At 68.8% G+C, this 22,880-nt stretch carries 17 protein-coding genes; 7 read left to right on the top strand and 10 right to left on the bottom strand.

Annotated features, from left to right (window positions below; translation table 11 throughout):
• The first annotated feature begins 2,603 nt into the window (after positions 1-2,603).
• Positions 2,604-3,137, top strand: coding sequence for a hypothetical protein (locus tag LR394_RS41290; RefSeq protein ID WP_269328770.1), 534 nt, complete (start codon positions 2,604-2,606; stop codon positions 3,135-3,137).
• Positions 3,138-3,846: 709 nt separating this feature from the next.
• On the opposite strand, the gene LR394_RS06560 is transcribed toward LR394_RS41290, so the two are convergent.
• The 4 genes from LR394_RS06560 to LR394_RS06545 are packed head-to-tail and all read right to left on the bottom strand — an operon-like array spanning position 3,847 to position 6,536.
• Positions 3,847-4,005, bottom strand: coding sequence for a DUF6760 family protein (locus LR394_RS06560; protein ID WP_231439523.1), 159 nt, complete (start codon positions 4,003-4,005; stop codon positions 3,847-3,849).
• Positions 4,002-4,463 carry a hypothetical protein gene (locus LR394_RS06555; protein ID WP_407937001.1) on the bottom strand — a complete coding sequence of 154 codons (462 nt, stop codon included), beginning with the start codon at positions 4,461-4,463 and terminating at the stop codon, positions 4,002-4,004. The genes LR394_RS06560 and LR394_RS06555 overlap by 4 nt, the downstream gene beginning before the upstream one ends.
• A 23-nt stretch (positions 4,464-4,486) precedes the next feature.
• On the bottom strand, positions 4,487-4,930 hold the full coding sequence (locus LR394_RS06550) for a phage tail protein (RefSeq protein WP_231439520.1): 444 nt from the start codon (positions 4,928-4,930) through the stop codon (positions 4,487-4,489).
• Positions 4,931-4,961: 31 nt separating this feature from the next.
• Positions 4,962-6,536: a phage tail sheath family protein gene (locus LR394_RS06545; RefSeq protein ID WP_231439519.1), complete on the bottom strand. Its 1,575-nt coding sequence runs from the start codon at positions 6,534-6,536 to the stop codon at positions 4,962-4,964.
• Positions 6,537-6,734: 198 nt separating this feature from the next.
• Between LR394_RS06545 and LR394_RS42730 the strand changes: the two genes are divergently transcribed.
• From LR394_RS42730 to LR394_RS06530, 3 genes are all read left to right on the top strand, one after another.
• Positions 6,735-8,162, top strand: coding sequence for an RICIN domain-containing protein (locus LR394_RS42730; protein WP_231439518.1), 1,428 nt, complete (start codon positions 6,735-6,737; stop codon positions 8,160-8,162).
• Positions 8,163-8,234: 72 nt separating this feature from the next.
• The gene (locus tag LR394_RS06535) at positions 8,235-9,992 is read left to right on the top strand and encodes an eCIS core domain-containing protein (RefSeq protein ID WP_231439517.1); all 1,758 of its coding nucleotides are present in this window, start codon (positions 8,235-8,237) and stop codon (positions 9,990-9,992) included.
• Between the two features lie 230 nt (positions 9,993-10,222).
• Positions 10,223-11,755: a hypothetical protein gene (locus tag LR394_RS06530; protein ID WP_231439516.1), complete on the top strand. Its 1,533-nt coding sequence runs from the start codon at positions 10,223-10,225 to the stop codon at positions 11,753-11,755.
• On the opposite strand, the gene LR394_RS06525 is transcribed toward LR394_RS06530, so the two are convergent.
• The 6 genes from LR394_RS06525 to LR394_RS06500 all read right to left on the bottom strand — a co-directional run bounded on the left by LR394_RS06525 (position 11,749) and on the right by LR394_RS06500 (position 19,335).
• Positions 11,749-13,707 (bottom strand): ATP-binding protein, encoded by a 1,959-nt coding sequence (locus LR394_RS06525; protein WP_231439515.1) that lies wholly within the window; start codon positions 13,705-13,707, stop codon positions 11,749-11,751. The two genes, LR394_RS06530 and LR394_RS06525, sit on opposite strands and share 7 nt — an antisense overlap.
• Positions 13,700-14,266, bottom strand: coding sequence for a DUF4255 domain-containing protein (locus LR394_RS06520; RefSeq protein WP_231439514.1), 567 nt, complete (start codon positions 14,264-14,266; stop codon positions 13,700-13,702). The genes LR394_RS06525 and LR394_RS06520 overlap by 8 nt, the downstream gene beginning before the upstream one ends.
• Positions 14,263-14,919: a helix-turn-helix transcriptional regulator gene (locus LR394_RS06515; RefSeq protein ID WP_231439513.1), complete on the bottom strand. Its 657-nt coding sequence runs from the start codon at positions 14,917-14,919 to the stop codon at positions 14,263-14,265. The genes LR394_RS06520 and LR394_RS06515 overlap by 4 nt, the downstream gene beginning before the upstream one ends.
• A gap of 29 nt (positions 14,920-14,948) precedes the next feature.
• Positions 14,949-15,563, bottom strand: coding sequence for a hypothetical protein (locus LR394_RS41280; RefSeq protein ID WP_269328769.1), 615 nt, complete (start codon positions 15,561-15,563; stop codon positions 14,949-14,951).
• Between the two features lie 32 nt (positions 15,564-15,595).
• On the bottom strand, positions 15,596-16,171 hold the full coding sequence (locus tag LR394_RS06505) for a hypothetical protein (protein WP_231439512.1): 576 nt from the start codon (positions 16,169-16,171) through the stop codon (positions 15,596-15,598).
• A gap of 206 nt (positions 16,172-16,377) precedes the next feature.
• A complete protein-coding gene (locus tag LR394_RS06500) occupies positions 16,378-19,335 on the bottom strand; it encodes an AfsR/SARP family transcriptional regulator (protein ID WP_231439511.1) in 2,958 nt (985 codons plus the stop codon).
• Between the two features lie 343 nt (positions 19,336-19,678).
• Here LR394_RS06500 and LR394_RS06495 point away from each other — a divergent pair, with 343 nt between their 5' ends.
• The 3 genes from LR394_RS06495 (at position 19,679) to LR394_RS06485 (ending at position 22,877) form a co-directional block, all read left to right on the top strand.
• Positions 19,679-20,281, top strand: a complete 603-nt coding sequence (locus LR394_RS06495; RefSeq protein ID WP_231439510.1) for a TetR/AcrR family transcriptional regulator — start codon at positions 19,679-19,681, stop codon at positions 20,279-20,281.
• A gap of 68 nt (positions 20,282-20,349) precedes the next feature.
• Positions 20,350-22,134: a pyridoxamine 5'-phosphate oxidase family protein gene (locus tag LR394_RS06490; protein WP_231439509.1), complete on the top strand. Its 1,785-nt coding sequence runs from the start codon at positions 20,350-20,352 to the stop codon at positions 22,132-22,134.
• Positions 22,135-22,169: 35 nt separating this feature from the next.
• Complete coding sequence (locus LR394_RS06485) at positions 22,170-22,877, top strand: alpha/beta fold hydrolase (protein WP_231439508.1); 708 nt, start codon at positions 22,170-22,172, stop codon at positions 22,875-22,877.
• The last annotated feature ends 3 nt before the right edge of the window (positions 22,878-22,880 follow it).

The following is a 22,880-nucleotide window of genomic DNA, read 5'->3' as shown; positions in this document are numbered from 1 at the left end:
TGCGTCGCGCGGGTGTAGCTGCTGGTTTCGGGGCGGGCGTGGGCGTTGGGCGGGCTGCTGGTGCTGGACGCCGCTGAACCGACGCCGTCGGTGGCGACGGAGGCGTCGGTGGTTGCTGTGATGTTGGGGCTGGCACTGGCGGGGACGACGGTGGCGGTGCCGAGGTCGTTGGCGGGGGCGGCGGCACTACGGAACGTTGGACGCGCGGTTGGGTCAGTGGAGCTGCGCCGGGTAGTGCGCGCTGCACCGATGCGCGGGACGGGTCTGACACCCCGGTCTCCGGAGCCGGGGACACTCGGCCCAGCGACGGTGGGACCAGACGCTGGACCTGGCTCTGCGCTCCAGTTCGGGCCACGGCTCGCTGGGCATCGGGCGCCGATGGCTGGGCTGATCTGAGAACCCGTGCCGGCTGCTCGCGTCGTTGCCCGGACGCCTGCGGCTGATGCGCCGCCAGCGTTCGCTGGATCGCTGCCACTGGCGATGGCGGCAGGAGGCTGGTGATCGGCGGGGCTGATGGTCCTGGCCGGGTTGGTGCTGGGTTGGACGGGTGTGCCGAGGGAGAGGTGGACGTCGCAGATCGCTCAGCCGTCGTGGAGTGCGAACGCTGGGCGGCTGGTGCAGTCACAGTTCGGTCCAGGGGCTGGGCCGTCGCCTGGGCTCCGGGCTGGCCCGATCGCTGGACCGAGGTTGCGGTTGAGGCTGACGTCGGAGGAAGCAGAGACGGATCGCGGTGCGCCGAGGGCGAGGATTGCGTCGGCGACTGTGCTGGAGTCCGGTCCGGTTCCTGCAGGGCTGCGACTCGCGGTGCGTGCTTCGGCGCCTGGGAAGAACGCTGCACTGCCGAGGACGAGTGGTCCGAAGTCGTCGGCCGGGCTGAACCCGGTGAGAACGTCTGCGGCTGAGAGGTTTCGGGCCGGATCGAGCGCTGCACCACTGCTGAGGACAGCCCTGGGCCCACGGCGCCGGTCTGCGAGGTCAGCGGCGAACGGTGGAGCGGTGCCGGCGAGGGGGCCGATGCCGGGGCTGAGGCAGCTTCTGGTGTCTGCGTCCCGGGAACCGTCGCAGAGGGTGCACGCTGGATCGACGACGCAGTGGCGGACGTAGCGGCTGAAGCAGCGTGTGACGTGGCGCGCAGCATTGCGGGTGACGCAGCGGGTGATGTGGCGCGAAGCGGTGCGGGTGACGTTGCGGGGGATGCAGCGCGATGCGCGGCCGACAAGGAGGCAAGTGAAGCCTCCGGCGCGGTCGCACGACGCATGACCGTTGACGCCATGGGCGTCGGTGAGACGGCATGTGCGGTGGCCGGTGGTGCAGTTGGAGAATCGGTACGGGTTCGGCCTGGTGTCTGGGGTGCTGAGCCCATCGGCGGATACGACATCGGCAGCGCCGAGCGCTGCACGGCTCCCTGTCCCTGCTCGTAGGCCGAGGCTGACGGAGAAGCGCTGCGCGGTGACCGCTGAACAGCCGCCGACGATTCGGCCACTGACTCGTTTGCTGGCAGGGCTGAGACCGTGACAGGGGACGAGTCGCGCGGGGTCGTCGCTGAACTTGTCTGCTGCATGGACGCTTGGCGTGCCAGGGCGTCACCACCAGGGGAACGCTGGATCGAAGCGGGCGAGGCAGCTGCCGGAGCGGGTGCTGAAGCAGTCGCCGGGACCGCCTCCGGGGAGACCCTGGCAGATGTCGATGCAGGTGCGCCCCTGCGAGCCGGTGCTGGCGCGCTCGCGCGGGCCGGTGCTGGGGCGGCCGCGCGGGCCGGTGCTGGAGCCTGCGCCAGATCCGCTACCTGAGCGGTCGAGCGGCCTGGCGGGTGAGCGCTTGAGTGGCCCAGCGCGTGAGCGGTCGAGCGGCCCGGCACCTGGGCGGGCGTCACTGACGAGCGCTGAACGGCCGCCGTCGCCACCCCCGTGTGCGGCGCGGCAGCTACGGATGAGGGGCGCCCCGCCCGGCGTGACGGTGCGCGCTGTACTGAGGCTCCCGCGGCGGGCGGACCTGAAAGGGGCGGCAGCGGCGGAGCATCCGCTCGCGCATGCGGGGCCGGGGAGATGCCGAGCGCTGAGCGCAGGCGCTGCAGGGGGCCGACCGGGTGGGAGGCCGACGGCGTTCTCATCGGTGTGGTGCTCGTGGGTGGGGCGGAAGTGTTGGAAGTTGAAGCTTCCGCAGGCGGGGGGAGGGGGACTTGCCGCCCTGCCTGCGGAAGAGTTGCTGGCCGGCGTTGAACAGAGGACAGGGCCGCGGTCTGGGGCCGGGTGGGTACGACAGCGGCCGACACGATCGCGGAGGCAGCGCTCAGGGGACGGAATGAGGACGAGGCCGTTGACGTCAGGGGACGTGATGAGGCCGGGGACGTCGAGTGCGCGAACCGCTGCACACGGACAGGGTCTGCCCGGCGGCTGGATGCAGGGGGCGTCGTCGAGGGTGGTTCGGTCGCAGCCCGTGGTTCGGGGGCGGCGCCGGCTGTTGTTGCCGGGCGGGCCGAAGAGGAGCTGCTGTCAACCGAGTTCGATCGAACGAACGGTCTTGCGTGCTGGACCGAGGCCGTTTCCCACCTGCGCTGGATCGAAGCGCTCTCGGCCGTTGGGGCTTGTGCTGCGGGGCTGGTCTTGCCTGAGGTCTGGGTGCTGGTGCTGGGCGAAGAGTTCAGCGGAGCGCCCAGCCGGGGGCGGCCAGATCGCGGAGAGCTGGCGGAGCGGCTGGACGGGGGAGTAATGGCCGCACTGCGCGAGACCGTGATGGGAGCACCTGGGCCGACCGCACCGGCACTGCGTGAGGCCGCGCTGGGGGAGTTGGCGCTGCGGGAGTTGGCACTGTGGGAGGCGGCACTGGTAGCACCCGTGCTGCGGGGCCCCCTGCTGGGTGAGCCGGCGTTGGGGGAGACCGCGCTGGAGGACCCGCTGCTGGCGGAGATTGCGCTGGGGGAGCCGCTGCTGGAGGGGCCGGTGCCGGGGGAGACCGCACCAAGGGCGTCGGCACCTGGGCCAGCAGCACCTGGGCCAGCGGAACTCGCGCTTCTGGCGGTGCGGGGCAAGTCGGTGAGCGGTGCGCCGAGTCCCAGCCGCCGTGGGCCAGAGGTGCGGCTGCTCGAGGCCGCTTGCCCGGCAGCCTGGTTCGCTGCCGGTGCGCCCAACGAGCGCTGAACGGAGGAGGGAGTGGACGCGGTCTGCCCACCGGCAGACGTCGGTGCCGGTCGCGAGGAAGGCGCGACTGACGGTACCGAGGGCGCGACTGACGGGGGTGAGGACGCGGCTCGCTGTACAGAGGGCGTAGTCGATCGCGCGGCTGACGAGGGCGAGGCCGCAACTGGGCGTGTGGAGGGCCCGGCGGAAGGTGCGGAGGGCGCAGCAGGCGAGGACGGTGCTCGCTGCACGGAAGCTGCGGTTGACCGTGCGGAAGTGGCCGCCGGCGGTGCGAAGGGTTCGGAAAGTGCTGGCTGCGCTGCGGAAAGCGCGACTGGCGGTGGCGAAGACGCTGCCGGTGGCAGGGCCGGCGCCACCTGGCGAGCAGCCGGGGCCGCGGATGGGGACGCCGAGGCGTGGGTGGCGGTGGCCCCGGCGCGACCCGCGCCCACGGCCTGGCTGAAGAGGGGACTGGCGTGCGTGGCCAGGGAAGCGCCGAACGAACCGGTCAGCATCGCCGGGACCGACGCCGTCACCCTCTGCACCGCCGGCATCGACGCCCAGTCGCGCACAGGCATCGCCACCGCCTGTGCGGCAACGGTTTCGGGGGCCAGAGACGACGCGGCCGCAGTGGCGGTAGCGGGCACGGTCGACGTCGCGGTCGGTGCATCTGATCCTTCGGAGGCCCGCTCCGGGCGCCGGCCGAAACCCAGGAACCCGAACAGGCCGCTCACCGCCCGCCTCCGGCCACATCGGCGAGCTGACCGGCGGCCACGACGTAGCGGCGCCGGTCGTGATGCTCGAGATCCATGATGTCTTCCAGACTCCAGTGCAGATGGTGGGCCACGTACGCGATCTCCTGGTGGATCCCCTCGACCGCGTACGTCACGATTCCCCCAGGCGGCTCCCGCCGAGCTCGACCTCGAAAGGCTGCGAGCAGTGCGGGCAGACCACGCCGGCCCGGGTGTGTCCCTCGGCGTTGATCTGGCGGTAGAAGTCCTGCAGGAAAGCCAGATCGGCGGCGAACATGTTCTCCACCACCCCGTCATGGATGCTGGGAAGCGTCCCTAATTTCGTGATCACCCGGGCCAGCAGGACCACCGACAGGTAGGCCGGGTTCTCCTGCACCCGCAGGTCGCGCAGCGGCACGAGTTCGTCCCGGGCGGTGGCCAGGCGCATCACTCCCGCGCGATGCACCGTGCCGTCCCCGGAGACGAAACCGCGCGGCAGCTCGAAGGGGAACTCGGTCTGCAGACGTTCCGGCGCCGCAACGACTTCGGGGGTGGCGGGCCCGGCCGAGGTGGACTCTGCCGAAGCCGTCAGATCTTGCGCGCTCACCGGTGTCATCACCCCGGTCCGGTCCCGCCTGGTCACTCGATGATCAGGTCTTCGAAGGTGATGGTGACCTGCTCGGTCAGGGCCGAGGCGTCCCCGGCCTTGACCCCGCTGCTCTCCACCTTGCTGCACCAGGCGTTGGTCATGTTGTAACGCTTGACCGGGTTGTACTGGTAGTCCATCAGGATGATGGACGCGTTCTTGCGGGCCGAGGCCATGTTCCCGGCCAGCGAGTCGTTGATCCACTGGGTGAAGGCCGAGGACTCGGTCATGCCGCGGGTCACGCTCGCCTCACCGGCCTTCTTGGCCCCGGGCATCTTCTTGGTCACCGGGCGGCCGTCGGCCGAGACCTGCTGGTACTCGATCACGTCCTGCTCAAGGCTGAGACCCCCGACCTCCTGCAGGTACTCGACGGTGACGCCGTCGATCTGAAGGCCGAAGTTATGGGCGGCGAGGGCATCGCCGGGCTGCAGTGACATCTGCGTTCCTGTCTATCGTTGAGGGGAAGGACTATTCGCTGAGCTCGCCGGCGCCGCCGCCGGTGAACTGGGCCAGCTGGAAGACGACGAACTCGGCCGGCTTCACCGGGGCCACACCGATCTGGCAGACCACGCGACCGGCGTCCACCGACTCGGTGGGGTTGGTGTCGCGGTCGCACTTGACGTAGAAGGCCTCCTCGGCGCGGCTGCCGAACAGCGCACCGGCCCGCCACTCGTTGACCAGGAAGGCCGAGATGTTGCGCCGGATCCGGGCCCACAGCGCCTCGTCGTTCGGCTCGAAGACGACCCACTGCGTCCCCAGCAGGATCGACTCCTCCAGGTAGTCGAAGTAGCGCCGCACGTTCAGGTAGCGCCAGGCCGGATCGGAGGACAGCGTGCGCGCGCCCCAGATCCGGATGCCGCGACCGGGGAAGGTGCGAATGCAGTTGATCCCCTGCGGGTTCAGCAGATCCTGCTCGCCCCGGGTGATCTGCAGCTCCAGGTCGACCGCGCCGCGCACCACCTCGTTCGCCGGGGCCTTGTGCACACCCCGCTCGGTGTCGTTGCGGGCCCAGACCCCGGCCATGTGACCGCTCGGCGGAACGTTCTGCTTCTTGCCGGTGGCCGGGTCGAACACCGAGATCCACGGGTAGTACAGCGCCGCCTGCGAGGAGTCGTAACCGGCGGTGTCCTGGCGCCATTCACGGATCTGACGGGCGTTCAGCCCGGGCGGGGAGTCCAGGATCGCCATCCGGTCACCCATCAGCTCGCAGTGCGAGATCATGCCCAGCTGAACGGCCTTGACACCGTCCAGATCGATGTCGCCGCGCTCGTAGGCGGCCATCAGGTCGGGGACCGCGACCACGTTGACCGCGTCCAGGGCCTCCAGGCCACCGAAACCGGTCCGCTCGGAGGTGTCTCCGAGGAACTCGGCCGGGCTCAGGGCGCTGCTGTTGCTGCGGGCGACCTCGGCCGGGCGGCTGGGGACCTGCACCTGCACGGCCTGGTTGGTCGGGCGAGCCAGCTGCGGGGCGTTCTCCTCGAGGAGGATCAGCTTGGAGCGCTGGCGGACCTGGTTGACGACGAAGTTGCGGGCGTTCTTGCGGGCCGAGACGTCGAAGCTCTCCAGCACCCGATCGCCCTCCTTGACCTGCAGCGTGAACCGGTCCTCGGGGCCCTCACCCGCGGTGTCGACGACCTCGAGGGTCAGCTGCCCGCCGTTGGCGCCCTCCCGCGGCAGGGCCTGGGCCCGGAAGGTGCCCAGTTCCACCGGCTCGCCGGGGGCGATGGCCCGCGCCGAGCGGGCGGAGCCGTTGCTGCTGCCGTTGCTGCCGGCGCCTGCGATGTCACCCACGCGCACGATGTACGCGGCGGTGCCGCCGTTGCTGAAGAAGCCGTAGACGGAGTGGGCGAGGTACGAGCCCTCGGTGAACTCACCGAACGAGGAGACGTACTGGGCCCAGTTGCTGACCAGGACCGGCTCGTGCAGGGGGCCGCTGGGGGCCAGCCCGACGAAGGCGGCCACCGACGTCCCTACCCCCTCGATGGGGCGGGAGCCACCGGCCACCTCCTCGACGTAGACGCCCGGGGAGAGGTACGTGGCCATGGGATCTCCTTGCTGGATCTGTGGATTGGACGGACGTGCCGCAGTGCTTCTTCAGAGTGGCGCGGCCAAAGCGCGACCGGAACGTCCGGGAGGCTCCGGATCCGGGCACGGCGCTATGACCATCCGGGCACCCAAGATGCCCTCAGGACTGCCCGCCGGACTCGTGCCGGCGCCCACCCGCGTCCTTAGTTTTCTGGTGTGAGCCTTTGGACCTCCATCAGCCCGTCGTCGGTGCGTGTCGAGCCGGGCACCGACACCGCCTTCACCCTGACGTTGCGCAACGACGGCGACACGGTGGAGGAGTACCAGCTCTCGGTGATCGGTGCGCCCTCGGCCTGGTCGCAGGTGGAACCGCAGTCGCTGCGCCTGTTCCCGGGCGCGCAGGGCACCGCGCAGCTGACCCTCAGCCCGCCGCGCAGCTCCGAGGCGACGGCCGGCCCCACGCCGTTCGGGGTGATGGTGCGCCCGCGCCAGAACACCGAGCTTTTCGACGTCGTCGAGGCCAGCGTGGACGTCGGTCAGTTCAGTGATGTGCGGGCCGAGCTGACACCCACGACGATCAGAGGACGTCTGTCGGCGCGTCCCCGGTTGTCGGTCTCGAACTTCGGCAATGCACCCTTGACCGCGACGCTGAATCCACGCGACGACGAGGATGCGTTGCGGTTCGAGCCGGGCACCACGGTGGACGTGTGGCCCGGGCGCTCGAACGCCACCCGGCTGAGGATCAAGCCCCAGCGCCTGCGCCTGACCGGGCAGGAGGAACGCTTCCCGTTCGTGGTCGGCGTGGGCAAGGCTGGGCAGGTCGACGACCCCCTGAACCGCCTGGAGCCGCGCGGCACGTTCGTCCGGATCCCGCTGTTCCCCAAATGGCTGCTGGCGCTGCTGGGCCTGCTCCTGGCGATCGCCCTGGCGGTGATCGGCCTGATGACGTTCCCTCTGCCCAACTTCCGCACCGTGGCTCAGGAACTGGCGCTACCGGCACCCGCCGCTGCCCCTGCCGCTCTGCCACCGGCACCTGCGGCGTCGCCCGCGCCTGTCGTCCCTCCGCCGCCCCCACCGGTCCAGACCCCGCCCCCGGCGGCAACCCAGGCGCCCGTGACAGAGCAGCCGCCAACTCCTGAACCCCCGCCGGAAGAAGAGCTTGGCGACCTGCAGAAGGACCAGAACGGCAACGCCCTGGCCACGATCATCAGCCGCCAGGACGGCAACTACCTGACCGTGCTGAACGGCGCTCAGGACGACGCCACCCCGGTGATCGTGCAGAGCAAACAGAACCAGCAGAACCAGCCGGTGGCACTGAACCAGTTCTGGGTGCTGGTGGGCTACGACGACGGCTCGATGGCGCTTTCACCGGGCAACGCGGCGGGCAGCGCCCTGACCCGCGACGGCGACGTGGACCAGCTACGGATCCGGACGGTCTCGGGTGGGGACGGGGCGATCCGGCAGGGGCGGGTGGAGGACAACCAGCGCTGGACCTTCACCGAGTCCGGCGACGACACCGTGCTGATCGTGAATGCGGCGACGGGGGAGTGCCTGACCAACGCGGGGGCCGACCAGCAGGCGCGGGCGATCCGGTGTGAGGACCGGCTGAAGCCCTTGCAGCAATGGACGCTTGGGGACAGCTGAAACCGCTGCCCAGGACAGGGCCCTAACCCACGGTACATCCGGATGCCTACGTTAACCAACGGTGGGAGCACGATGTTCGAGCAGCAACAGCCGGAGCGCACCGAACGCGCAAACCCGGAGGCGGTCCAGCGAGCCGGCGCGCAACGTGCTCTGGTTCCCCAGGCGCTGCGCGGCGCAGGCCGCCCGCTGCCGGACAGCCTGCGGACCGAGATGGAAGCCCGTCTGGGGCACAGCTTCTCCGACGTCCGTGTCCACACCGACTCCGTCGCCCAGCAGGCCGCGGCTTCGCTCCAGGCCTCGGCTTTCACCGTGGGATCGAACCTGGTCTTCGGCCGCGGCAGCTACGACACCCGCACCAACGCGGGCCGCCACCTCCTGGCCCACGAACTGACGCACGTTGTGCAGCAGCGCTCCGGGCCGGTTGCCGGGACCGACTTCGGTGACGGGCTGCGAGTCTCGCACCCGTCCGACCGGTTCGAGCGGGCCGCGGAGGCGAACGCCCATTCGGTCTTGCGCGGGCCCGCTCCGGACGGGCCGACTCAAGTCAGGGAAGTGCCGTCGACTAGCGAAAATGGCTCGGTCCAGCGCAATATCGGCGCCGAACTGGAGATCACCAACTGGCGTTCGAGCGATGAGGAGGGAAATCCTCTTGAGAAGAAGGACGTGATCGTGCGGCGTCCTTCGTTCGAGCTACAGGCCGACTCGATCGGTGACAGTTCGGACATCGAACTGGTGACGAAAACCCCCGGGGTTCAGCTCGGCACGCCCTGGACCCGCTCGCTGGCCGAGATGGAGACTCTGCTGGGCCAGCTTCGCCGGTACAGGGCGGTGATGCGAACTTTCCAATGGGCGGTGAGGCAAAAAGACAGTAAAGACGAGACCATGCAGGGTGAACAGCGCGGACTCTGGCTGAAGCGCCCGCTGCGGGCCACCTGGCTGGGCGGTGGCCAGGGGGACCGGAAGCTGTGGGTGCCGCACGCGGAACCCGCCATGCACCTGCAGATGACCGTCGGCGTACCTCTCGATTCGGTGGCGTCACTGATCAGCTGGCTGAAGGACACGGACGTCTCGGTCGCCATCCGGGGGGACCGACCCAGCGCACCGTTGGGCAACTGGGGAGAAGACCGGACCCGGACGTCCGTGACCAATGCGCTGAACGGAACTCGGCCCAGCGCGCATCTGCTCGGATTTGCCATGCTGCTGAATCATTACCTGAGCCAGGGCAGCAACACCAGCGGGATGCCCTTCGCCAAGGGCGCTTACCATCTGATGGCCAGGACCGACTTCGCCGCGATGTTCAGCAAGCTGCCGCAGGCCGACCAGCAACTCGTCCAGGCGAACCTGGAGCAATGGATCCAGACCCTGTCCCGCGACTTCACCGGGGATCCCCTAGGGCCCGAGAACCGGCTCCTGGGAAAGGAACTGCTCGAAGGACCGGCCGGTAAGACCGCGCGAATCAAGACCACCCGCCGCGACTGGCTGGAGCAGATGAGCCAGGGGCGCGACCTGCTGACGGTTACCGCGGGCCTGGCCGAGCCTGACCAGGCTGACCTGGCCGGCCGGGTGGAGGTGAAGGACGCCGAGGGAGAGTGGAACGACGCCGTCGGTGAGTCGCTGAAGCAACTGAAGCTGGTGTACGAAGGCCTGGGAGCCCTGGGCAGTACGGTCGACACCGTTCCCGCCGACCAGAACAACCCCACGCGGGAGGGGGTGATCCTGGAGATCCGCAACCCTCAGCAGGTGAACGAGAATACCTGGCTGGACACGGCGAACGCGATCCACGACGCCGTCCAGAAGGCCATCGCCGATCCCACATCCAGAACTGGCTGAGGCCGGTGAGTCATGGTTCTTCGGCGTCGACCGCAGCGCCTTGGGAATTCTTAGTCTGACCTGGGGAGACCGGAACAGTGAGAAAGCTTCAGCGTTCTCCGTCGAGTTCATCGACCGAGAACGAGGCAAGTGACAGGCGTTCGGGTGGGCTGCACAGAGCCACGGTCGCCGCTGACGAGAAACCCTCTGTACCAGGCTACCTGCCGGGGGCGGAACGAAACCTCAGTGGGGTGGCCGGATTGGCGGCCGGGAACGATGTCTTCGGAACGCAGCACCGCGACGATGCCTTGGCGCACGAGCTCACCCATGTCGTCCAGCGTTCGGCGCTCGTGGTCCAGACAGCTCCTGCCGCCATCGGTGAGAAGCGCAAACGTTCTGACAGCGAAATGGATCTGGACACGGATCTCGTGATCGGCGGGGCGGGAGGATCTGCGACGCCGCCGGCAAAACGGCAGAACCTCGGTCCGCTCAAACGTTCCAAGAGCCAGGAAGACCTGGCGAATCGCCGCCCCCGCACGAACAGCATCATTCTCGAAGGCAGTGAAAGGATGGAGAAGGGAAAGCCGATCTTTGAGGCCCAAGCTCCGGTGCCAGATCAGGGACAGGGTCCGGCTCCGGTTCCGGGCCAGGCTCAGTCGCAGTGGAAAAACCTGCTCGACGTCGAAAGGAACAGTGCGGACGGGAAGAACCTGCACCGGCAGTCAGGGCTGACTTTCGCCGATGCCGCGGTGTTCGCCACCTTCTCCCGGGAATCGAGCCGGCAATTTTCGAACGAATACTGGAAACTCATCGAGAAGAAGCGCTTTCGGCCCGGTACCGAGCGCGGCGACAGTGACGAGCATCTGACGAAGAATGTCGCCGACACCAAGGACATCTCGAACGCCGACATGACGAAGCAGTTCGAGGCACTGCTGGCCAACAAGAACATCCCTCACGTGATCACCGTTCTCGAGGGCCACAAGCCCAGCGCGGACCAGCAGGAGATCAAGGTGAAGATGGCGAGTCTTGCCGTTCCCTACAAGATGATCACTCATCAATTGCTGGGGGCGAATAACCTTGTGAATTCCGTGACCCTGTACGTCCGGAGCGATCTGGAGAAAGTGTACAGCCCCAAGGTGGTCGAGATCCTCGCCAAGAACCAACAGAGGACGAAAATGACAAACTTCGAGTGCCTGGCGGTGGACTACGATGATGTCGATGGCAACCACTTCCGGATCATCAACGTTCATATTCCGAACAAGAACACCGGGTCGGTCGAGGTTGACGGCCTGACCCGCAAGGCCTTTGAGGAATATGCCGAGAAGTGCGCCAGGGAAGATCCTCCGGTGCTGGTGACGTGTTATACCGGTGATACCAACTTCAAGAAAGTTCTGGTCGAGACTCACCTGCCTTCCTACGGGGGGCGCCGATCGAACGACTCGACCCTCTCGGCGCGCTCCAGCAGCGCTGCCAAGCCCTCTGTCTTCATGCAGGCGGTCCCGTTCGATCTTACGGAGATTCTTGGTCCGCAGGCGGACGGCGGGCAGAAGGCGGGCGATGGTCAGAAGGCGGACGACGACGCCATGGCGGTGGACGATGTCCTCAAGGGGATCCCGCACGTCGTTCTCCAGCCCTCGACGCTGAACTACCTCCAGCTGGCGGATTCAGGGGACATCACGACCGACACCGACCACCCCAGCCACTCGGTCACGGTTCTCCACAAGCACGCCCTGGCAAAGCGTTATCCGGCCGCGTTCAAGCAGTACTACGAAGGCGATCAGTGAGGGTTGTCAGAGAAGGTCAGTCGGCCGGACTTGCGATACTCACGCAGGGCGCCCTGAAACAGGTCGTCCTGAACCGCTGAGTCGCCACGGCCGGCGGCGAGGTAGGCGGCCGTCACGGCCGCGCTGTGGATCCCTCCGCCCGAGAGTTCGAAGCTGGAGCTGACCGAGGCCAGGTCCAGCTCTGCAGCCCCAGGTACGTTCGCCAACGAATGCCGCCAAAGGAGTTCTCGCTGAACGGCGTCCGGAAACGGGAAGTCGACAATCAGATCCAGGCGCCGGGTGAACGCCTCATCGATGTTCGCCCGCAGGTTGGTGGTCAGCAGGGCGATCCCGTCGAACTGTTCCAGCCGCTGCAGCAGGTAGGCGCTCTGCATGTTGGCGTGCTTGTCGTGCGAGTCCTTCACCTCGGAGCGCTTGCCGAACACCGCGTCCGCCTCGTCGAAGAGCAGGACGGCGTCGCTGCGGTCGGCCTCGGTGAAGATCCGCTCGAGGTTCTTCTCGGTCTCGCCGATGTACTTGTCGACGATGGAGGAGAGGTCGACCACGTACAGGTCCATCCCGAGTTCACCGGCGACGACCTCGGCCGACATAGTCTTGCCGGTGCCGGACTCACCGGCGAAGAGGGCGATGAGGCCGTGTCCGCGGCCGCCGCCGGTGCGCATCCGCCACTGCCCGAGGACCTGGTCGCGGTACTGCGCCCGCTGGACGAGTTCGTGAAGCATGGCGAGGGGTTCGGGCGGCAGGACCAGGTCTGCCCAGCCGACGCGGGGGTGGAGGCGGCGGGCGTGGCGGTCCAGGAGCGGGGCCGACTGGCGGCGGGCAGCCTGCTGGAGGTGGCTGGAGCTCAGAGGTCGGCCATCGAGGGTGGCCAGGGCCAGAGCAGAGTGCGCGGCCCGGCGTACCTGGCCCGGGGTGAGGCGGTAGGGAGCTACGGTGGATGCGACGTCGAGGTGGTCGGCGCCCGGGCCGAGTTCGGAGCGCCAGACGTCGGGGGAGGCGTGAAGCGGGGGCGGGGCTTCGAGGGGGATCGGGGTGCCGAGGCTCGACCAGCGGGGGTCGTAGGGGGCCGGCCCGGTCATGACGACGGGGACGGAGGCAGACTCCAGAGTTCGGACGAGCCGAGCCGGGTCCGCGGGGAGGGGGCCGACCAGCAGGGCGGCGTCGCGGAGCCGGGCTTCTCGGATCAGGGCAGGCAACAGTTCGTGGTCGAGGGGTTCGGTGCGCAACACGGGGTAGCCGGCGGCTGAAAGTGCGACGGCGGCGAGGTCAGTGCCGGAGCCGTGCAGGTAGATCACCGGAGGGCGTTCGGCGGAGGCGACCAGAAGCTGCGATAGACGCTCGGCGAAAGGGCTCATCGCTGAGGGGAAATGCTCGGTGATGAGCTCGGCGGCGATCAGCGAGCCGTCGATGGTGTCATCGCCCAAGAGGTAGGCGACCACCCGCTCCGGCACTCGCAGCGCCCGGCCGGGCAGAGGCCGGCGCGGATCATCGTCCATCATCAGCAGTGAGCCGGTGATCAGCGGGGCGCTCGGATGAAAGCGTGAGCGAGCCAGGGTCTGGTCGGGCTGCAGGCCGGCCAGTTCCAGGGCGAGGGTGACGGTGGCCCGACGCCGGCTCACGTTGTCGTTCAGGTAGCCGTAGAGCGGCTCGAAGCGGCGGTTCACGTCAGGGGCCAGCGCTACGAGCAGGATGTGAAGATCCAAGGGGCTCAGCGCAAAGCGTTCGGCTAGGGCCAGCAGGCGGCCATCGGGGTTGCGCAGCGCCACGCCGTAGGCATCGTCGTCGGGGGCGGGTTCGATGCGGCGGGTCAGTTGATGATGGACGGCCGCCGGCGACAGCACCAGGCCGCGCAGTGGATCGCCGGCGGTCGGGTCCTCGCATGATCGGGCTTCGACGAGGTGAGCGACCCGGTCATGCAGCAGTTCCAGCCGCTTCAGGAGATCCTCAGACATTGCGCACCTCAGCCACCAGGTCGGTTGCGGGCGCAGCCACAGGGAACTCGAGCTGGACCGGGAAGGGTGCGATGACGACCACGTCCAACGACGGCTTCAGTTCACCCCCCAGCGCGGACCAGATATCGGCGATCGAGCGCGACTCGGCCGGCACGGCAACGGAGAGCTGCACGGCGCGGGTGATGTCGGTGAGCGCTGCCGGAAGGTCGTCCGGTGGAAGCACCTCGTTGCGCAGAAGACAACCCAGAACCACCGATAGAAGCCGGTGTTCGTCCTCCGGCCGTTTGGTCCAGGCCGTCACCAGGTACGACAGCCGAAACCAGCGCGGTTGCATCCGGCGGGCCTGGACCAGGCCCGCCGGATCACGCACAGCAGCTGCGCCACGCTCGCGGCGGGAGACCTCTTCGCGGATGTCGTAGAGGTAGGCGTCAATGGTCGGAGCATTGCGACGGGCAGCCCAGTCGCGGCTGGGGGCGTCGAAAACGACCTCGGCGGTGCCGTTGGGCAGGGCCTGGCGGATCAGCAGACGGCGCAGCGCATCGTCGATCTCGTTGATCACAGGTATCCCTCCCGCAGGGCGTAGGCCACCGCATGCGCCCGGTTGGTCAGGTGCAGTCGCGACATGATGCCGTGCAGAACGTTTTTCACCGTGCGTTCGGAATAGGAGAGCCGGCTGGCGATCTGGCGGGTCTCCAGGCCATCGGCGACCAGGCGCAGCACATTCACCTCGCGGGGTGCCAGGTACAGCGCTGCGCTGGGGGAGCGCTGGGCCCGCCCGACCGTGCTGAGCAGCTGGCCCAGCAGGTCCGGCGGGAGCTCACCGTCCCCGCGGGCGGCCGTCCGGATCGCCTGGGCCAGCCGTTCCGGGGTGGCCTGATGGCGCCAGACGATGCTCTGGACACCGCATTCCAGCACACTGACCAGTTCCGGCTCGCGCAGCTGGGCGGCTATCAGGACCACCTGCTGCCGGCCGCCGCGGACCAGCCGGCGCAGCTCGGCCAGGGTCAGTTCGTCGGGCCGGTCGCTGACCACCACCGCCACCGTGCCGCTGAGGTCGGGCCGGGAACGGGTGGTCTGCTCCAGCACCCGAACCCCGGCCTGGCCCAGGTGGGCGACCAGCCCGGCGCGCAGGAGCTGGTCGGCGACGTGCACGGTGACGGTGATTTGCTCGGCGGCTCGCGGTGTTACACCGATCGGCCCGGCGATCTGCATGGAAGGTCCCTCAGGTCGGGTTGGACGGATCAGTGCGCGCCGGCGCGGGAGCCGTCCGGGGCGACCGCGAACCAGTTGCCGTCCACGCCCTGGCCGTTGATCTGCCCGGGCGCGGTGTCCTGGGCGAAGCGGTAGACCGGCCACTTGCCGATCGACATCTGCACGCTGCCGTCCTTGCGGTGCAGCGAGTCGATGTTCTTGCGCTGCAGGCCCACGTACTGCACCTGGTGCTTGCCCAGGACCGGCGGCCAGGCCACCGCGCAGCCGTCGTTACAGGTCGACCTGGACGGGTCGGGGGTGTCGGGGTTGAACCGGTAGAGCGTGAAACCCTCACCGTCCACCACGTATCCGCCGATCTCGGCGGACTGCGCCACCTGGAAGGTGACGGTGTCGTTGCCGCCCAGGTCGGTGGTGTACGACTGCACGTCACCGGTCGGGGTGGTGGGCACCCCAGAAGCAGCGGACGGTGCGGTTGCCCCGGTCGCGGCCGCCGAGTTCGCGCCGGTGGGGGTAGGAGCAGAGGACGTGGTGGCCGGGGCGGGTGCGCTGGGCGGCGGGGCCGCGGCGGGCTCGGGGTCCTGGGAGCACGCGGCCAGCAGCACTGCGGTCATGGCCAGGGAGATCGGCAGGGCGGTGCGCTTCATGTCAGGCTCGTCTCTGTGCGGGTCGGAAGTGGTCAGTTCTGGCTGGCCTTGGAGCCGTCGGGAGCGACGACGAACCAGGTGCCGCCCACGCCCTCGCCGCTGTTCTGCCGAGGCTGGGTGTCCTTGCTGAAGCGGTAGACCGGCCAGCCGCCCACGGTCATCTGCACGCTGCCGTCGTCACGCTTGACCACTCCGATGGAGTCGCGGTGCAGACCGGCGAAATTGACCGTGTGCGAGGCCAGTACCGGCGGCCAGGTGGCGGCGCAGTCGTCGTTGCAGGTGGCCTTGGACGGGTCGGCGGTGTCCGGGTCGAAGCGGTAGAGCGAGAAGCCCTCACCGTCGATCACGTACTGGCCGAAGCGCTCGGACTCGACCACCTGCAGGGTCACGGAACCGTCCTGGTAGCCGGACTGACCCTGGCCGGCGGTGTAGCTGTCCATCCCGGCGGGCGGGGCGGCCTGGGTGCTGGCGGCCGCGGGCGTCGGGGCCGTGGGCGCGGCGCTGGCGACCGGCGGCAGGGCCGGCGCGGGGTCCGGCTCCTGCGCGCACGACGAGATCAGCAGGGCCGTACCCACCGCGAACGCGATGGGCAGGGTGGTGCGAAGCATGGGGACTCCTCGGGGAAACGGGATCGGATCTCGATCCCACGCCCTCGATTCTTGCTTTCCGGAGCTGTTTTTCCCTGCGTCAAATGACTGAAGGGATGACTGTTCGGGCGACTCAGCGGTGACGTAAAGGCCTAAGTGCAGGGGTAGATCAGGCAGGCCGAGCAGGCCGGGCGTTCACCGGCCGGTGTCCGGACGGCCGCGCCGAGCTATGAATCCTGTCTGCGGTGAACGCTTTTACGCAGGTCGACGGCCGATCCCCGAGCTGGCGGGGCGGGGTGCCCGGGAGCCGAGTGCGGGCTGACCCATACCGGTTGAGCCACCACCGGTTCCAGCTCGCGCAGCTTCTCCCGGACCTGAGCGGCATCGCTGTGGTCGAGGTCGTCCAGTACGTCCAGGGCCTGCTGCCAGCTGCGCCGGGCCAGGGCGACGCGGCCCTGATCGCGGTACACGTCGCCGAGGTGCCGGCTGGTCATGGCCGCGAAGTAGCGGTTGCCCTGGGCCGTGAACATCTCCAGAGCCCGCTGGTAGGCGGTGATCGACTCGTCGGCCCGGCCCAGATGGTGCAGCGCCAGGGCCGCGCTGTCCCAGGCGGCGGCCTGCCCGTGCCGATCGCCCAGTTCCTGGTGCAGGTCCAGGGCAGTCTGGGCGTGTTCGAGGGCAGCTTGGTAGTCACCCAGCAGCGCGCTGGTGTGGCCCAGGTTGTTCAGCGCCCGGGCCCGGCCGACGCTCGATCCCGCGGCGGTGAACAGGTCCAGGGCCTGACGGCTGTGCCAGCACGCTTCCTGCACCCGTTGATGCTGGTTGCTGCGGCTTTTCACGGCGCCCAGAACCAGGTGGAGGTGGGCCTGGGCCGCGCCGTCACCGATCTCGCCGAAGAGCTCCAGAGAACGGTTGAGCTCCCGGTAGGAGTCTTCCGGACGGCTGAGCCGGCTGTAGACCGTGCCGATCCCGCGATAGGTGTGAGCCAGGCCGGCCTGGTCGTTCGTGCGGGCCGCGGCGTCCCGGGCCACGTGCAGGACGGCGATCCAGTCGTGCCAGTGCCCGCTGCGGTCGAAGTACTGCTGCATCGCCCAGGCCAGTTGCCAGGCAGACTCCTCCAGATGCTCCTGGGCGGCCTGACGGACAGCCGCCAGCAGCACCGGGTACTCGGCGTCGAACCAGGCCACCGCCTCCTGCGCATCGGCCAGCGGCACCGGGGTGACACCTTCGGTGCCGGCCGGCAGGTCGATGGGGTGGCGATAGGGCTCGATCAGCCGGTTCGCCGCGTAGGCGGTACGCACGTAGTGCTCGGTGATCCGTTGCTGGGCGGCCCGCCGTTGGACCGGGTTCTCGGTCTCCTCCAGCAGTTCGCTCGCATAGGCGCCGATCAGATCATGGACGATGAACCGCCCCGGAACCCGCTCCGTGATCAGATGGGCCCGGGCCAGTTCCGCCAGCAGCGGCCGCACCTTGCGGATTCTCAGCCCGGCCAGGTCGGCGGCCGCCGCAGTGCCCAGATCCTGGCCCGGACGCAGCGCCAGCAACCGGAACAGCCGGGCCGCCGCCGAGCTCAGCGCCCGGTAGGACCAGGAGAAGGCGAGCCGCGCATCGGTCGAGGGCTCCGAGTCGGCGAAGGCGTCCAGGCTGCCCGCGGCCTCCCGCAGCTCACCGGCCAGAGCGGTCAGCGAGAATCCAGGGTTGGCCGCGGCCCGGGCCGCGACGATGGCGACGGCCAACGGCAGACGACCGCACCGGGCAATGATCTCCTCGACCGCCTGAGGCTCGGCCGCCACCCGCTCGCGGCCCAGCCGTTCGGCCAGCGCCGCCCGGGTCTCGTGGACGCTGGGCAGATCGAGGGTGACGGGCCGGGCGCCGTCCCGGGCCACCAGGCCGGAGAGCCGGTTGCGGCTGGTGACCACGACCAGATGGCCGGCCGAGCCGGGCAGCAGCGGACGCACCTGTTCCTCGTCCCGGGCGTTGTCCAGCAGCACCAGCATCCGGCGGTCGCTCAGCAGGCTGCGCCACAGAGCGGCCTGCGCATCGACATCGGCCGGAATCTGGGCCGGGGGCACCTCCAGGGCGTCCAGGAAGCCGCGGATCACGGCGGCCGGGTCGGCCGGGGTACCGCTGGGGTCGAATCCCCGCAGGTTGGCGTAGAGCTGACCGTCGGGGAAGCGTTCGGCCACCTGGTGGGCCCAGTGCAGGGCGAACGTGGTCTTACCGATCCCGGCCATGCCGTTGACCACGGTGATCACCATCGGCGCAGTGGCCGGGCCCTCGTCCCCGAGCAGCGACCGGGCCTGGTCCAGCTCGGCCTCCCGGCCGGTGAACCCGGCCAGCACAGCGGGTAGGTGAGCCGGCCGGACAGTGCGCTCCGCCGGCAGCGGGGCCGGTTCTGGGCGAGGCAGTTCCTGGCGTAGCACCTTCTGATGGGCCGCCTGCAGTTCCGGGCCCGGGTCGATCCCCAGCTCGTCGGCCAGCGTCGTGCGGACCGTGGCGTAGCGGCTCAGCGCCTCGGCCTGATGCCCGGCGGCCGCCAGGGTCAGGATCAGCCGGGCCTGCAGGGATTCGCTCCAGGGCAGATCGGCGGCGGTACTGCGCAGGATCGGCAGGGCCTGCTGCGGATCCCCGGCCTCCAGAGCGGCGTCCGCCAGCGACTGCACGGTGGCGATCCGGTCCTGCTCGACCGCCTCGAACAGCGGGTGAGCCAGCACCTGCGGATCAAGGTCACCCGCGCACGGCCCCTGCCACAGCTCCAGCGCCTGGACCAACAGCGCAACCGCAGCGCCCGGACGTCCCTCATCGAGGACGTCCCGGGCTTGACCGGTGAGCTGCTGGAACAAGGTGATGTCGACCGCGTCCGCGGGCATCTCCAGCCGGTACCCACCCGCACTGCGCAGCAGGTACTGCCCGGCCGCGCGCACCGGCAGTCCCGGCTCGAGCAGTCGCCGCAACCGGCCGATGTACCGGTGCAGCACGTTGACCGCGGTGGCCGGAGCACGTTCACCCCAGATCACGTCGGTCAGCTCGGCCAGGCTGACCGTGCGGTTCGGCCGCAGCAGCAGGACCGCAAGGGCAGCGCGCTGCTGAGGCGGCCCGAGGTCGATCTCGACCTCACCTCGCCAGGCTCGCACCGGGCCCAGGACAGAACATCGAATCCGCAGGTCGTCAGGGGACCCAGGCATCAACGAACGCTTCTCATGCAGGAACAGCGCCTCACTGTCGGACACTCGAAAGGCTACGAGCTCACCGGCAGATCCGGCATCCTCGTAGCGAATTCAACTTCCTCGAAATCGCTTGCTGGCTCCTCATGCTGGTGGACCGGGCTTGCAAACTTCTTGCCAACGAGAACCGGCAGCCGCGCCTGGTGATACATCCGCTCCATAAAGTGTGCCAGCTGTCGCAGGCGGTGATCGGGCGAAGTGCGCGCTCCGCTCCGGGGCCAGGCCGCGCAGTCCGAGGTGGAATGAATCAGGGCAGACGCTGGTTCTGTACTCTGAAGTCCATAACTGCCGGAAGGAGACCGCAGTGGCCCGCCCCCGCACGTTCGACGAGAAGACCGCCCTGATGGCGGCCGCCCGGACCTTCCGCCGGCACGGCTTCGCCGACACCACCACCGAGCAACTCTGCACGGCCGTCGGAGTCGGCCGCGGCAGCCTCTACAACGCCTTCACCTCGAAGGACGAACTGTTCATCCGGGCGATCGAGGCCTACCTGCAGGCGCTGAGCGAGGTCGAGCACGAGGTCCTCGGCGACCCGGCCCGTACCGGCGCCGAACGTCTGCAAGGCCTGCTCGACCTGGTTCTCGAGGAAGAGGAGAACGCGGCCCGGGACGGGCACGCCGCCGGCTGCATCAGTGTCGCGACGCTGATGTCGCCCGATCTGCGCTCGCGGGACGAGCGGATCGGGAAGCTGGTGGAGGAAGATCGCAGCCGTCGGCACGAGGCCGTCAAGCACGCGGCCCGGATCGGCCAGGCGGACGGCTCGGTGACGCGGGACGATGCTCCGGACGGCATCGCCTGGTTCGTCTCGGGCCTGATCTCCGGGATCCGGGTGAATGCCCAGGCGGGTGCGCCGATCAAGGTGCTCCGCCGCACGGCCGCCACCGGGTTACGGGCGTTGCGCCCCTGAGACGCCGGATCGGGGTTGCTCTTCGTCCATATTTTGTATTCGGAAGTACAGAACGAAAGAGGTGCGACATGACGGTGCGATCCCCAGGTGGCTGGCACTCCGGTGAGGAGACGATGCACCGCCTTCTCCAGGTGCCGTACGAGGACGACCCCACGGCGCCCGGCCTGCCCGGTGCCTACGGACGCTGGATGGCGCACAGCCCGCTTCTCGCGCTGGGGACCGTCGATGCTGATGACCACGTCTGGACCACCGTTCTCGGCGGGGAAGCCGGGGTTACGAGACCAATTGCGGACGGGGTACTGGGCTTGAGTTCTCGGGCCCACTTGGGTTCTGATCCAGTTCTCGAAGCCCTCTTCGCCCGTCCCGATGACGAGCACGTGGTCGATCACGGCGACGGAAAACTGGTCGCCGGACTGGCTCTGGACCTGGAGCAGAGAACGCGGGTGAAGATCGCCGGCCGGATGCTGCGCGGAGTGGTTCAGGGCTCCGATGCGCTGATGGCGGTCGCGGTCGACGGGACCCTGGGCAACTGCCCCAAATACCTGAACCGCAAGACCGTCTGGCCGCACGACGCGTCCCCTCGTCCGGTCAGCGATCGGCTTCCTCTGCCGGCGGAGGCGGTGGACCTGATCGGCCGGGCCGACATCTTCTTCATCTCCAGCCGCAACGGCGCCCAGAGTATGGACACGAACAACCGTGGCGGCGAAGCGGGTTTCGTGCGCGTGTCCAGCAACTCCGAGGACGAGGGCGTGACACTGGTATACCCGGAGTGCTCGGGTAACCGGCTCTTCCAGACGCTGGGCAACCTGACGTCGGATCCGGCCGTGGGGCTGACTTTTCCCGACTTCGTCACCGGCGACGTCCTGTATCTCACCGGCCGGGCCGAGGTTCTCATCGGGGCCGAGGCTGCCGCGGTCCTTCCGCACAGCAAGCTCGCCGTCCGGGTCCGGGCCGAAGCTGCTCGTTTCGTGAAGGACGGCCTGCCGTTCCGCGGGCGTCTGCTGGATCCGTCGCCCTACAACCCGCCGGTGCGCAAGCTGGCCAGCGAGATGGACAGCGCTCAGGAAGCGGCGCTGGACAGCACCGGCAAGCCGATGAGCATCGCGACGGCCAGCCTGATCAGCAAAACGGCGGTGACGCCGACGATCACGCGCTACCGCTTCCGGCTCAGCCAAGATCCGGCTGCGCCGCTGAAACCCTGGCGCGCAGGTCAGCACATCACCCTGGACTTCTCCGCGCAGCTGGATCGCGGCTGGTCGCACATGCGCGATCACGACCCCCGATCGCTCAACGACGACTACATCCGGTCCTTCACCATCTCCAGCGCGCCTGAGCGTTCTGAGGGTTGCGAGTTCGAGATCACGGTCCGCCGGCAGGGCCCGGTCACCAGTCGCCTCGCCCGCTGGCAGCCCGGTTCGATGCTTGAGGTGGCCGTTCTGGGTTTCGGGGGCGACATCCGCTACGCCGAAACCGGGAAAGACGTTGTGGTGGTGGCTGCGGGCGTCGGTATCACACCTCTGATGGCTCAGGCGAGCGAAGCCCTGGAGAGCGGGCAACGCCTGAAGGTGTTCTGGAGCCTGAATGCGGCCGACCTGCCACTGGCCGTCGATGTCCTGCAGCGCATTGACGGGCTGGCCGCGGTCACCAAGCTCTTCGTGACGCAGTCGAACGGCAGCAGTCTGGCCGTGGAAGGTGCTCAGGTCTATCTCCGGCGGATGGAGAAGGCCGATGTTCTGGGCGCCGGAGTGGCGGGGGACCGGCGGTTCTACGTCTGCACGGGCCGTGCGCTTCGCGAGTCCGTTCTGCAGTGGACCGAGGGCGAGGACGTCAGGTGGGAGGCCTTCGAGTACTGAACAAATTGTTCGCTCGCGGGTTACGCCGTAAGGACGTGACCGATCTTCTTCTGCTCCACGGCCTGACCTACGACCACCACACCTGGGATCTGCTGCGGCCCCACCTCGATCCCGAACGCAAGGTCCTGGCCGTCGATCTGCCCGGCCACGGCCGATCCGCCCAGCGCCCGGAATACCCGCTCGAGGAAGTCCTCGAGGACATCCACCAGCAGGTGACGGACGCCGGGCTCACCGCTCCGGTGGTGGTCGGGCACTCGCTCGGCGCAATCGTCGCCACGACCTATGCCGCCCAGTTCCCGGCCACTGCGGTGGTCAATGTCGATCAGCCGCTGCTGATGGGCCGGTTCGGCGACGTGGTTCGCCAGGCCGAGCCGCTGCTGCGCAGCCCGCAGTGGCGGCAGTTCTGGAACCGCATGCTGGCCAACATGGGTATCGAGGCGCTGCCCGACCAGGCCCGCACCATCGTCCAGACGTCGACCGACCCGCGCCAGGACCTGCTGCTGGGGTACTGGAACGACATCCTGCGCTACACCGACGAGGAGATCAAAGAACAGCGGAGCCAGGAACTGAGGACGATCGGCGAGCGTTCGGTCGCCTATCACTGGATCAGTTCGTTCCCGCCTGCGCAGGATCAGTTGGAGTGGCTGACGTCGATCCTGCCGGTCGAGGTGACGGTGCTGCCGGGTGGGCATTTCCCGCACCTGTCCCATCCCGCCGACGTCGCTCGAGCACTGCCTGCTTGAGGA

It is taken from the genome of Kineosporia babensis, from assembly GCF_021129305.1.
GTDB lineage: Bacteria > Actinomycetota > Actinomycetes > Actinomycetales > Kineosporiaceae > Kineosporia > Kineosporia babensis.
This window is presented reverse-complemented; position numbering and strand designations above follow the sequence as displayed.

Coding starts and splice junctions, on each gene's coding strand:
- LR394_RS06490 (WP_231439509.1), top strand. CDS start 20,350: ATGACGGTGCGATCCCCAGGTGGCTGGCACTCCGGTGAGGAGACGATG.
- LR394_RS06555 (WP_407937001.1), bottom strand. CDS start 4,463: ATGACACCGGTGAGCGCGCAAGATCTGACGGCTTCGGCAGAGTCCACC.
- LR394_RS06550 (WP_231439520.1), bottom strand. CDS start 4,930: ATGTCACTGCAGCCCGGCGATGCCCTCGCCGCCCATAACTTCGGCCTT.
- LR394_RS41280 (WP_269328769.1), bottom strand. CDS start 15,563: ATGAAGCGCACCGCCCTGCCGATCTCCCTGGCCATGACCGCAGTGCTG.
- LR394_RS06500 (WP_231439511.1), bottom strand. CDS start 19,335: ATGCCTGGGTCCCCTGACGACCTGCGGATTCGATGTTCTGTCCTGGGC.
- LR394_RS06535 (WP_231439517.1), top strand. CDS start 8,235: ATGTTCGAGCAGCAACAGCCGGAGCGCACCGAACGCGCAAACCCGGAG.
- LR394_RS06545 (WP_231439519.1), bottom strand. CDS start 6,536: ATGGCCACGTACCTCTCCCCGGGCGTCTACGTCGAGGAGGTGGCCGGT.
- LR394_RS06505 (WP_231439512.1), bottom strand. CDS start 16,171: ATGCTTCGCACCACCCTGCCCATCGCGTTCGCGGTGGGTACGGCCCTG.
- LR394_RS06515 (WP_231439513.1), bottom strand. CDS start 14,919: ATGCAGATCGCCGGGCCGATCGGTGTAACACCGCGAGCCGCCGAGCAA.
- LR394_RS06525 (WP_231439515.1), bottom strand. CDS start 13,707: ATGTCTGAGGATCTCCTGAAGCGGCTGGAACTGCTGCATGACCGGGTC.